Source organism: Alteromonas sp. G4i35 (genome assembly GCF_054960375.1).
The window spans coordinates 207,652-219,512 of the sequence record NZ_JBHNZD010000004.1 but is presented as its reverse complement, the minus strand read 5'-3'; the positions used below and the strand labels follow the sequence as shown (position 1 = coordinate 219,512).

The following is an 11,861-nucleotide window of genomic DNA, read 5'->3' as shown; positions in this document are numbered from 1 at the left end:
GGGGGCTAATGCCCCCTTAACTTTGAAACATTAAGTGAAAGTTTGGTTTATAGGTAATTGCTTACCTATTAAAAAGTGTAAACACCTCTTAGGTAGTAGAAGCCACCGTTAATACCAATTGGTGATGTTGTCGGATACGCTGAACCGGCAATCTGTGCATAGGTGATACCACCTGCATCAGTATTGTTTTCGTCAGGGTATTCATCAAACGCGTTCTTAGCACCAACAGTTACCGTGAACTCTTCAGTGAAGTTATATGCCACTTCAAAGTCGAACGTAATTTCAGAACCTACTTTGTCAATCGGCAATGCAGAGTCTAGGTGATCTTCGAAGATGCTACCGTAGTAGTTCATTCGCGCAAGGAAGCGCCAGTCGCCATTAGTGTGGTTAGCTGTTGCACTGTAACGTACCGCTGGAAGGTTATCTTCTAGCATGCGAATACGGAAATCAGAGATATTGTCCGACGCGCGGTCAACTTCTGTAGACGTCCAGTTATATGCAAGTGAGAACTTAGTTTCACCGCCCATCATATCCATCGAATAGTTCGCTACTACGTCTACACCTTCGGTGGTGGTGTCGAAATCATTAGTAAAGAAGCTGATTTCAGAGAAGCTAGACGCATCGTTGATACCTTGCTCAAGCAGCGTGGCAATGTCTTCTTCAGTCAGCGCAATACCAGAGGCAGTACTGATACGGTCAGTCAGTTCGATGTTGTAGTAGTCTGCGGTAATGAATAGACCATTATCGAAATCGGCTACCACACCAAACGTGATACTTTCTGACTCTTCAGGCGTTAACTGCTCACCACCTTTAAGTTGAGACACTGGATCTGTCGGAGGCAGTGTTGCACGGTCAATAAGTTCACCACCTGTACCAAACGCGGTAGTTACGTTACGCACGTTGCTTTGACCAAGGGTAGGTGCTTTAAAGCCTGTTGAGAACGCACCACGGAAAGCGATGTTCTCAAGTGCTTGCCAACGGAAAGCAATCTTACCTTTCGTTGTGTCACCGAAATCAGAGAAGTCTTCATAACGTAGCGCACCGGCTAACATGAAGTTTTCAGTGATATACGCTTCTGCGTCAATGTACAGTGCGATGTTGTTGCGGGACACACGACCTTGGCTATTGGCCGCCAAGCCAGGGAAACCATTTGAGCCAATGCCAAAGCCTTGTGTCGCCAGCGGACCTATTTCATAAGAGGCAGTGTCACCTGCAAAGCTCTCATAACTTTCGTTGCGATATTGGAAACCAGTTGCCACGAATAGTGGTTCATATAAACCAACATCGAACGGCTTAGTGAAATCAATATCAAGGGTTTGCTCAGACTGCGTATAGCGACCTGGGCTAAATTCTGTAGGTGTTTCTGGACCTAAAGACGGGTTGATAGTGTTGCTAATAGCAAAGTCAACTTCGTTTTGGCCAAGGTTCAAGCTCACGTCATACGTGATATCGTGGTCAAGTTCGCCTTTCGTACCAAAGACAAGTGACATATCTGTAACCGTACCACCGAAACGAGGTGTGAAACCACCTGGCAGCATTTCGTTGAACGCCCAACAGTCAGGATTGTTCTGAACTTCGTTAATATAACGCGGGTTCTCTAGTACGTTATCACCAACTACGATGTCGGTTGGACAGTTACCTGACATATCACCGGTTAAATCACCAACAAGCAGTAGTTGCTCGCCATCGTCATTTGTACCACCGTCGTTCACACCACCACGATTGTGTGGGTTACGGAAGTAGAAACCACCTTCAACTTCACGCTCGGCGTAGTTACCAAACATGTAAGCTTCTGAGGTAGCAGAAAGCTCTATACCTGCATTAGCGAAAAGTTTGATGTCGTGTTTGATTTCAGGTGAGCCCCAAATTTGCGCAGGATCTGCTACAAAAGTGTTCCCAGCCGCTATCAATGCAGCAGCGTCGGCACGCTGTACACTTCGAGATGTGTCGTCTGCAGTACGGTATTCAGCTGAAAGGTTAATAAAGCCTTTGTCAGATAGAGGAAGACCTACGTTACCCGACATCTGAATCATGTCGCCGTCGCCTTCGTAGAAAGAGCCGTAACGGGCTTCAAACGAACCGCCTTCTGATGCATCGTTAAGTACGAAGTTAATTACACCCGCAATTGCATCAGAACCGTATTGTGCTGCTGCACCATCACGAAGTACTTCCACTTGCTTTAATGCCGCTGCTGGGATAACAGAAATATCAGGACCTTGTGCACCGTCAGAAAGACCACCACCAAGGAAAGTGATAACCGCAGAACGGTGACGACGCTTACCATTTACAAGCACAAGCGTGTGGTCTGATGCCATACCGCGAAGGTTAGCAGGACGAACAAGCGTTGAAGCATCGTTGATCGGCTGGTCGTTTACGTTAAAAGACGGAACAACAGTCTGCATCATAGATACCATATCAGTGGCACCCTGCTGCTTAAACTCTTCGTCAGAAATAATATCAATTGGCACCGCTGAGTCAGCGACCGAGCGAGGCGCTGCACGTGAACCAACTACCGCAATTTGTTCAAAATCTTCGGCCTTAGCACTCTCTTCAGCTTCTTGCGCATAAACAGGTGCAGCGGCCATTACTGAAAACGCAGCTGATGCGGCTAATACGCCACGCACGTTTTTGGTCAATAAAGACAAGGTTGTATTCATGGTGGTTTCCCGGAGTTTCTCTAAGACACCTTCAGCGTTTTAAACACATTAAAAAAATGCTCAGAGTAGTTGTTATTTTTTACCTTCAACACTGACTCATTTGCGGTCAGATGGTGTTTTTTATAGAACGCAAGATATTAAAAAACAAACCTTTTTCGACAAAATAAAAATATTTTTTCACTCCGTAGAGGATTTTAATTTCTGACCTGTCTATATAATTTTTACGGGAATAAAAGTGCGGGATTTTTGGCGGGTTTTAATAAAAAAAGCCGACTATAAGCCGGCTTTTAAATCGTTTTTTACAAACCTAAAGATTTGTACATGGAAACAAGATTTACTCTGCTTCTTTGTACTTTGCAGCCGTTTCTTTAATAAGCGGTTGAAGCTCGTTTTGTTGGAACATTTCAATAATGATATCGCAACCGCCTACAAGCTCACCTTCAACCCATAGTTGCGGGAATGTCGGCCAGTTTGCATATTTTGGTAGTTCTGCGCGGATGTCTGGGTTTTGAAGAATATCTACATAAGCAAATGGTTCGCCACATGACATCAACGCTTGCGATGCTTGTGAAGAAAAGCCACAGCTAGGTAGTTTAGGAGAACCCTTCATATACAACAAAATTGGGTTTTCTTCGATTTGCTGCTTGATTCTATCTAGCGTTGATTGATTTTCAGTATTATCCATTTGATTCCTCTGAGCACAAAAGTGTATTCCCAGTTAGATGGGAATGCATGAATGATTTATCAAGGGAAAGGGTATCATAATTTTATGTTTAATTACCCATAGCTGAATTGATCTTTTCAACCTCTGGATCGTTATCTACCCATACATTGCAATACAAATTAGTGTCACATTTTAACTTTTGAAAAAAAATTCACATTTTTGTCATTGAGTTATAGGACTTTATCCCCACATTTGGGATATGCTTTAGCGTCTAAAGCAGTATATTGAACATAGAATTAATATGCACTTATTGAACAGGCGAAGATAAGTGGGCTTTAGACTACAATACTAAACCAACATGGAGACCGTCATGGCTTTTGAATTACCAGCATTACCATACGAACAAAATGCACTAGAACCGCATATTTCTGCTGAAACGCTTGAGTACCACTATGGCAAGCACCACGCTACTTATGTAACTAAGCTTAACGGCCTAGTTGAAGGTACTGACATGGAAAACAAAAGCCTAGAAGAAATCATCAAATCTTCTGACGGCGGTGTTTTCAATAACGCAGCGCAGGTATGGAACCACACGTTCTACTGGCACTGTCTAAGCCCGAATGGCGGCGGTGAGCCAACAGGCGCGCTAGCAGAAGCTATCAACGCGAAATGGGGCTCATTTGCAGACTTCCAAGCAGCATTTAACGATAAAGCGGTTAACAACTTCGGTTCAAGCTGGACGTGGTTAGTTAAAACTGCAGACGGCAGCCTAGATATCGTTAACACAAGCAACGCGCAAACGCCTATTTCTGGCGACGACCTTACGCCAGTGCTTACTGTTGACCTTTGGGAACACGCTTACTACATCGACTACCGCAATGCGCGTCCTAAGTACCTAGAAAATTTCTGGGCGCTGGTTAACTGGGAATTCGCAAGCAGCAACTTTGCATAAGCCAAAGACTGAAGCGTTAAGCGCCTTGCGCTCTTAACAGCGTAAAGTATCAGTTATAAAAAGCCCCGCTTCCAAGCGGGGCTTTTTTTATGCACTATTGTTCATTAAGTGACACTAAATTCTTATTAAAGTTGCATTTTTCATTAGACGAAAAGATTAAAAACTATACACAATAATTACTATCGTTTTCCCAAATACCTACTAAGCTGAAATTACGGGGTTCCGTATTTAAGGGGTATTCATGGGTATTTTTGAACACTATCAAAGTCGCTATGAAGAGCGAAAACAGGAAGAGTTCACCATTGGGGAGTTCCTTGAAATTTGTAAAGAGGATCAAACCGCTTATGCAAATGCAGCAGAACGTTTGCTACAAGCTATTGGTGAGCCTGAATTAATCGACACTGCCAACGACCCGGCACTTAGCCGCATTTTCTCAAACCGCGTTATTTCTCGTTATCCAGCTTTTTCAGAATTCTATGGCATGGAAGAAGCCATAGAACAAATCGTTTCTTACCTTAAACACGCCGCACAAGGTCTTGAAGAGAAGAAACAAATTCTCTATTTGCTCGGCCCAGTGGGTGGCGGTAAATCGTCTCTGGCAGAGAGACTTAAAGAACTGATGCAACACGTACCTATTTACATGCTGAAAGGCTCGCCTGTTAACGACCATCCATTCTGTCTGTTTGATGTCAAAGAAGATGGCGACATTTTACAAAAAGAGTACGGCATTCCTAAGCGCTACTTAAAAACCATTATGTCGCCGTGGGCACGCAAACGCCTGCATGAATTCAATGGCGATATTACCCAGTTCAAGGTGGTTCGCGTTTATCCATCAGTGCTCGACCAGGTGGGTATCGCTAAAACCGAACCCGGTGACGAAAACAACCAAGATATTTCATCTTTGGTGGGTAAAGTTGATATTCGCCGCTTAGAACAATATGCACAAAACGACCCTGATGCTTACAGTTATTCAGGTTCACTATGTAAGGCCAATCAAGGCTTAATGGAATTTGTGGAGATGTTCAAAGCACCGATTAAGGTGCTGCATCCACTATTAACCGCAACTCAAGAGGGTAACTACAACCCAACAGAGGGCTTCTCTGCCCTTCCCTTCGATGGGCTTATACTTGCGCACTCAAATGAGTCTGAGTGGCAATCGTTTAGAAACAATAAGAATAACGAAGCCTTCCTAGACCGTGTCTATATAGTAAAAGTACCGTACTGTTTGCGAGTACGTGAAGAAATTAAGATCTACAAAAAGTTACTAGACAGCAGCGAGCTTAACGGCGCGCCCTGTGCGCCAGACACACTAGAGTGTTTAGCGCAGTTTACGGTGTTATCGCGCTTGAAAGAGCCAGAGAACTCCAGTCTATTTTCTAAAATGCGCGTGTATGATGGCGAGAGCCTGAAAGACACCGATCCGAAAGCCAAGTCTTATCAAGAATATCGCGACTACGCCGGTGTCGATGAAGGCATGGAAGGGTTATCCACCCGCTTTGCATTTAAGATCCTCTCTCGGGTTTTTAACTTCGATCACCAAGAAGTGGCAGCAAACCCAGTCCATTTGTTTTATGTACTAGAGCGTCAAATTGAACGGGAGCAGTTCCCTCAAGAAACCGCTGATAAGTATTTGGAGTTTTTGAAAGGCTACCTCATTCCTCGCTACGTGGAATTCATTGGTAAAGAGATTCAAACGGCTTACTTAGAATCGTATTCTGAATATGGGCAAAACCTGTTTGACCGCTATGTAACCTATGCTGATTTCTGGATCCAAGACCAAGAGTATCGCGACCCAGAAACCGGACAGCTGTTCGACAGAGCGTCACTGAATGCTGAGTTAGAAAAAACAGAGAAGCCTGCAGGAATAAGTAATCCGAAAGACTTCCGTAACGAAATCGTTAACTTTGTTTTGAGAGCCCGTGCAAATAACGGCGGCAAAAACCCAGCATGGACCAGTTACGAGAAACTTCGCACCGTGATTGAGAAGAAAATGTTTTCTAACACGGAAGACTTACTGCCGGTTATTTCTTTCAACACCAAAGGCTCTGCAGAGGAGCAGAAAAAACACGACGACTTTGTAAATCGTATGACCGAGAAGGGATATACGCAAAAACAAGTTCGGTTGCTGTGTGAATGGTACCTGCGCGTACGTAAAGCGTCTTAGCGCTAAACGCATGTGGTGCTGAAGCGCGTGTAATGCGTGCTTCAGCACGGGTATTTGTAGTTCACAACAAGACAAGCAGGTGTGTATGGCGCATTTTATTGACCGAAGGTTAAACAGCAAAGGTAAGAGTACGGTAAACCGCCAGCGCTTTATAAAGCGTTACAAACAGCAGATAAAGCGCGCTGTTTCTGATGCAGTGGGTAAACGTTCTGTTACCGATTTAGATTCTGGCGAGCAAATTAGCATTCCAGCCAGAGATATCTCTGAACCTATTTTTCATACCGGCCGCGGCGGCAGTAGAGATATTGTCCACCCCGGCAACGACCAATTCACAGCGGGTGATAAAATTGATAGGCCGCCAGGCGGCGGTGGCAAGGGCGCAGGCGAAGGCGACGCTAGCAATGAAGGCGAAGGCCAAGATGAGTTCGTATTTTCTATATCCAAAGACGAATATTTAGACCTACTTTTTGAAGATTTAGCGCTTCCCAACTTAAAGAAAAATCAATTTGATAAAGTCACCCAATACGAAACCTATCGCGCAGGTTATCAGACCGATGGCGTGCCAAGTAATTTAGATATCGTTCGCTCGCTTAAAGGCTCTGTGGCAAGGCGTATTGCCTTAAGCGGAAGTGATAGAAAGAAACTAAGAGAGCTTGAAGAAAAACTTGCCCTGCTTGTAGAAGACAAGCACGACAATACGTTAGCCATAAATGCATTAAAAGAAGAAATTGAAGCACTTAAAGCCAAAATAGCCCGAGTGCCTTTTATTGATACTTTCGATTTGCGCTTTAAGAACTATGACAAACGCCCGCTTCCCTCAAGCAAAGCCGTAATGTTTTGTTTAATGGATGTATCTGGCTCTATGGACCAAGCCACCAAAGATATGGCTAAACGGTTTTATATCTTGCTGTATCTCTTTTTGACGCGAACCTACGAAAACGTAGACGTGGTGTACATTCGTCATCACACGCAAGCGAAAGAAGTAGACGAGCACGAGTTTTTCTACTCTCAAGAAACCGGCGGCACTATTGTTTCAAGTGCATTGAAGCTAATGGATGAAGTCGTTCGCGAGCGCTACAGCGATGGAAATTGGAATATCTATGCAGCACAAGCGTCAGATGGCGATAATTGGGCTGATGACTCGCCGCAGTGTCGTGACTTGCTTACCGCTAAACTGCTACCCGCAACCCGTTACTATGCCTATATTGAAATAACCGAGAGGCAGCACCAAAGTTTGTGGCGAGAATACGAGAAAGTGGCCGCCACTCACGACAACTTTGTATGTAAGCACATACAAACACAGGCCGACATCTATCCTGTGTTCAGAGAGCTATTCAAACGCTCTGAACAAGATGCGCAGCAAGGAGCCTAATATGACAACCGACGCTATGGCAAAAGAAAACAGCAAGCCTGAAACATCAAAACGCCACTTATTAAGCGATGGGCCCGACTGGACGTTTCCACTTATCGAAGAGTATGAGCAACATATCGATCGCATCGCCAAAAAATTTAAGTTAGACACCTATCCCAATCAAATTGAGGTGATCACCGCAGAGCAGATGATGGATGCTTACGCCAGCATCGGCATGCCGCTTAACTACACGCACTGGAGCTTTGGCAAAAAGTTTATTCAAACTGAGCAACAATACCGTCGTGGACAAATGGGGCTGGCTTACGAAATCGTCATTAACTCTGACCCCTGCATTGCGTATTTAATGGAAGAGAACACCATTACCATGCAAGCGCTCGTTATGGCTCATGCGTGCTACGGTCACAACTCATTCTTCAAAGGCAACTACTTATTTAAAACCTGGACCGATGCCAGCTCTATCATCGACTACCTGGTCTTTGCTAAAAACTACATTGCTAAATGCGAACAAAAATATGGATTTGATGAAGTCGAAAATATGCTCGACTCGTGCCACGCGCTAATGAATTACGGCGTTGACCGATACAAACGCCCGCAGAAAATTTCGTTACAAGAAGAGAAAAACAGACAAGAAGAGCGCGAGGCCTACCTGCAATCGCAAGTGAACGAGCTTTGGCGCACCCTGCCAAATAGCCCGCATAGCAAACACAAAGAAAAAATTCGTTTTCCACAAGAACCGCAAGAAAACCTGCTTTATTTTATTGAAAAAAACGCACCTTTACTTGAACCTTGGCAACGTGAAATTGTGCGTATTGTACGGAAAGTTTCGCAGTATTTTTATCCGCAAAAACAAACCCAAGTAATGAATGAAGGATGGGCCTGTTTTTGGCACTATCACATTCTAAATGAGATGTATGACGAGGGTTTGGTCAGCGACCGCTTCATGATGGAGTTTTTGCACAGTCATTCAAGCGTCGTTATGCAGCCAGAGTACAACAGCCCTTATTACTCTGGCATCAATCCGTATGCGTTAGGCTTTTCCATGTTCATGGATATTAAACGGGTGTGTCAGTCTCCCACTGAAGAAGACTATAAATATCTTCCAAGTATTGCGGGAAAAGACTGGCTTGAGACCGTGCATTTCGCCATGGAAAATTTTAAAGACGAAAGTTTTATCAGTCAGTTTTTATCGCCTAAAGTTATTCGCGACTTTAAGTTATTCGCCCTTGAAGATGACACCACCAAGCCCTTTATTGCGGTGAGCGCTATTCATGACGAAATGGGTTATCAAATTATTAAAGAGAAGCTGTCTGCTCAATACAATTTGAGTAATTTAGAACCCAACATTCAGGTACATAACGTTGATGTGAGAGGCGACCGTTCGCTTACTCTTCGCTATATTCCTCAGCGAGGAATTCCGCTAGGTGATTCAAAAGATGAAGTTATGCGCCACCTGCACAGGCTGTGGAAATTTGATGTACGTTTAGAGCAAGACAATGGTGATGATGGTATTGACGTGATATCAGAGTGTAAACGTGCACCGCAGGCATAAGCCTGCGGTCAGCCCTCAGAACAAGATTTTAAGCTGCCTTTGCACTTTCCATTTCTTTTCTGGAACACAGTAACAATGACAGTGCGCCTATTGCTGCAAAAACGGCTGCGGTAACGAACGTCTCATAGGCGTTAGTGCCTTGCTGCCACTGCTGCCCTGCCATGTAGTTTCCAAATGCGCCACCTAATCCAAACGCTATACTGATGTATACCGCTTGCCCTCGGCTTTGATACGCCTTCGGCAGGAACTGGTGGATAAAATGCACCGATACTGCATGCGTTAAACCAAAGCTTAACGCATGAATAAGCTGACTCAACACAATCACCATAAAGGTATCAGCGAATGCCGCCATGACATACCAGCGAAGCCCTGTCAGTGCGATGCTCACAAACAATAAATTCCACACGCCAAACTTGCTAATCAGACGGCGGGCAATAAGAAATATCCCCACCTCGGCGAGTACCCCAAGCGCGATAAAGATGCCAGTTTGTTGGCCGCTGTAATCAAGGTCGCGCATGTAAAGTGCGAAAAATCCGTAATACGCACCAAAGCTAATTTGCAAGCACGCTGAAGCGAATATAAAGATGGCGAAAGGTTTTTGTTTGGCGTATTTCCAAATACTTCCCGCCGTAGACGTTTCAGGTGCAGCTTCTTTGGGCGCACGTATGAACAAGGTACTGATGAACAGTAACGCGAGTACGCCAATACTGGCGTGCACTGGCGTATCGGTAGAAAAAATATCTAGGGCTTTACCCACACCTACCGTCAAACAAATAAAGCCAACGCTCCCCCATAGCCTTACCTGCCCATACGTGGCATTGGTTTTCGCCACCGTGTTCATCGTGATAACTTCAAGTTGAGGCAACACCGCTGTCCAGAACATCATCATCAACCCGAAAGCCAACGTAAGCCCCCAAAAACTGGTGAAGTAAAACACCGAACTGAAAGTTAGTACGGTGAGCAAGCAGCCTAAACGCATTACGCCAATGGCATTACCCGTTTTATCGGCCACGCCAGCCCACAGGCCTGGCCCTAAAATACGCGCTAGCGTTATAACAGCAAAAAGTTCACCGATTTCGGCAGAGGAAAATCCCCGCCCATCAAGGAAGATACCTAAATAAGGCACAAGCACGCCAAGCTGACCGAAGTAAAGCCAGTAGGTGATAGCAAGAATAAAGAGGCCGGTTTTGCTGCTTGCTGGGCTCGCCGCAGTATTGTTGGCATCGTTTAGGCCATTTGGTGACAATTCACATCTCCATATGCAAAAACGCCACTAGCGCAGAACCGGCAGTGGCGAATGATAAAATTAATTAGCGCAACATGCGCTCATGCTGCGTGTATCTTTAATCCGCGTTAACGTCGCAGTCTTGGCATTGCGGTCTTGCGATTTAAAAAACTGCTATGCCTGACCCGCAATTGGTTTCGTGGTCGACTGCACACCGGCATTTTGCGCGCGGTGGCGTAGCAGATGATCCATCAATACCAGTGCCAGCATGGCTTCAGCAATAGGTACAGCACGGATACCCACACACGGGTCGTGACGACCTTTGGTGACGATATCGATTTCTTCATTGTCTTTATTGATAGTTTTACCGGGAACCGAAATACTTGAGGTCGGCTTAAGCGCCATGTGTACTTCAATATCCTGACCGGTAGAGATGCCGCCTAGCACGCCACCTGCATGATTAGATGTGAATCCTTCAGGAGTAAGCGTATCGCGGTGTTCACTGCCTTTTTGATTAATAACATCAAAACCATCACCAATTTCCACGCCTTTCACGGCGTTAATTCCCATCATGGCGTGGGCGATTTCAGCATCTAGCCTATCGAAAACAGGCTCGCCTAGGCCTACAGGCACATTCTTCGCAACAACCGATACTTTCGCGCCAATGCTGTCGCCTGACTTTTTAAGGTCTCGCATGTACTCGTCCAGCGCGTCTAGTTTAGACTCATCAGGACAGAAAAACGGGTTAGTATTGGTTACGCTGTGATCAACCTTATCTACTGTCACCGGCCCAAGCTGAGACAAATAGCCTAATACCTCAATACCGTGCACTTCTTTAAGGTACTTTTTCGCAATACCACCTGCGGCTACGCGAATAGCCGTTTCACGTGCAGACGAGCGACCACCACCGCGGTAGTCACGGCTTCCGTACTTTTGATCGTAGGTATAGTCAGCGTGGCCCGGACGAAAGCGGTCCTTGATATTGCCGTAATCTTGGCTTCGCTGATCTTTATTTTTAATCAATAAACCAATACTGGTGCCAGTAGTTTTACCTTCAAATACGCCAGATAAAATTTGTACTTCATCGTCTTCTCTTCGCGCCGTAGTATAACGAGAGGTGCCGGGCTTACGTCTGTCTAAATCGACCTGAAGATCTTCTTCAGTGATCTCAAGTCCTGGAGGGCAACCGTCTACTACACCGCCAATTGCAATGCCGTGGCTTTCACCAAACGTGGTTACAGTGAAAAGTTTTCCGAAGCTGTTACCTGACATAATTAA

The 11,861-nt window shown here is 45.1% G+C and carries 8 protein-coding genes; 4 read left to right on the top strand and 4 right to left on the bottom strand.

The window, feature by feature from the left end; genetic code table 11:
• Nucleotides 1-68: 68 nt before the first annotated feature.
• Entirely contained in the window at nucleotides 69-2,657 is a 2,589-nt protein-coding gene (locus ACFI6L_RS03890; protein ID WP_039226539.1) for a TonB-dependent receptor plug domain-containing protein, read from the bottom strand.
• Nucleotides 2,658-2,991: 334 nt separating this feature from the next.
• Nucleotides 2,992-3,342: a Grx4 family monothiol glutaredoxin gene (locus ACFI6L_RS03885; RefSeq protein WP_014948765.1), complete on the bottom strand. Its 351-nt coding sequence runs from the start codon at nucleotides 3,340-3,342 to the stop codon at nucleotides 2,992-2,994.
• 349 nt (nucleotides 3,343-3,691) lie between these two features.
• Here ACFI6L_RS03885 and sodB point away from each other — a divergent pair, with 349 nt between their 5' ends.
• The 4 genes from sodB to ACFI6L_RS03865 all read left to right on the top strand — a co-directional run bounded on the left by sodB (nucleotide 3,692) and on the right by ACFI6L_RS03865 (nucleotide 9,358).
• Entirely contained in the window at nucleotides 3,692-4,273 is a 582-nt protein-coding gene (sodB, locus tag ACFI6L_RS03880; protein ID WP_014948764.1) for a superoxide dismutase [Fe], read from the top strand.
• A gap of 241 nt (nucleotides 4,274-4,514) precedes the next feature.
• Complete coding sequence (locus ACFI6L_RS03875) at nucleotides 4,515-6,437, top strand: PrkA family serine protein kinase (protein ID WP_014975982.1); 1,923 nt, start codon at nucleotides 4,515-4,517, stop codon at nucleotides 6,435-6,437.
• A gap of 85 nt (nucleotides 6,438-6,522) precedes the next feature.
• The gene (locus ACFI6L_RS03870) at nucleotides 6,523-7,809 is read left to right on the top strand and encodes a YeaH/YhbH family protein (RefSeq protein WP_069943940.1); all 1,287 of its coding nucleotides are present in this window, start codon (nucleotides 6,523-6,525) and stop codon (nucleotides 7,807-7,809) included.
• 1 nt (nucleotide 7,810) lies between these two features.
• A complete protein-coding gene (locus ACFI6L_RS03865) occupies nucleotides 7,811-9,358 on the top strand; it encodes a SpoVR family protein (protein ID WP_014978686.1) in 1,548 nt (515 codons plus the stop codon).
• 28 nt (nucleotides 9,359-9,386) lie between these two features.
• On the opposite strand, the gene ACFI6L_RS03860 is transcribed toward ACFI6L_RS03865, so the two are convergent.
• Nucleotides 9,387-10,604 carry an MFS transporter gene (locus ACFI6L_RS03860; protein ID WP_462573443.1) on the bottom strand — a complete coding sequence of 406 codons (1,218 nt, stop codon included), beginning with the start codon at nucleotides 10,602-10,604 and terminating at the stop codon, nucleotides 9,387-9,389.
• 153 nt (nucleotides 10,605-10,757) lie between these two features.
• The gene (gene aroC, locus ACFI6L_RS03855; RefSeq protein ID WP_014948759.1) at nucleotides 10,758-11,855 is read right to left on the bottom strand and encodes a chorismate synthase; all 1,098 of its coding nucleotides are present in this window, start codon (nucleotides 11,853-11,855) and stop codon (nucleotides 10,758-10,760) included.
• Nucleotides 11,856-11,861: the final 6 nt, after the last annotated feature.

Bases quoted from the DNA above. Each gene is read 5' to 3' on its own strand.
- ACFI6L_RS03890 (WP_039226539.1), bottom strand. From the start codon at position 2,657: ATGAATACAACCTTGTCTTTATTGACCAAAAACGTGCGTGGCGTATTA.
- ACFI6L_RS03885 (WP_014948765.1), bottom strand. From the start codon at position 3,342: ATGGATAATACTGAAAATCAATCAACGCTAGATAGAATCAAGCAGCAA.
- sodB (WP_014948764.1), top strand. From the start codon at position 3,692: ATGGCTTTTGAATTACCAGCATTACCATACGAACAAAATGCACTAGAA.
- ACFI6L_RS03875 (WP_014975982.1), top strand. From the start codon at position 4,515: ATGGGTATTTTTGAACACTATCAAAGTCGCTATGAAGAGCGAAAACAG.
- ACFI6L_RS03870 (WP_069943940.1), top strand. From the start codon at position 6,523: ATGGCGCATTTTATTGACCGAAGGTTAAACAGCAAAGGTAAGAGTACG.
- ACFI6L_RS03865 (WP_014978686.1), top strand. From the start codon at position 7,811: ATGACAACCGACGCTATGGCAAAAGAAAACAGCAAGCCTGAAACATCA.
- aroC (WP_014948759.1), bottom strand. From the start codon at position 11,855: ATGTCAGGTAACAGCTTCGGAAAACTTTTCACTGTAACCACGTTTGGT.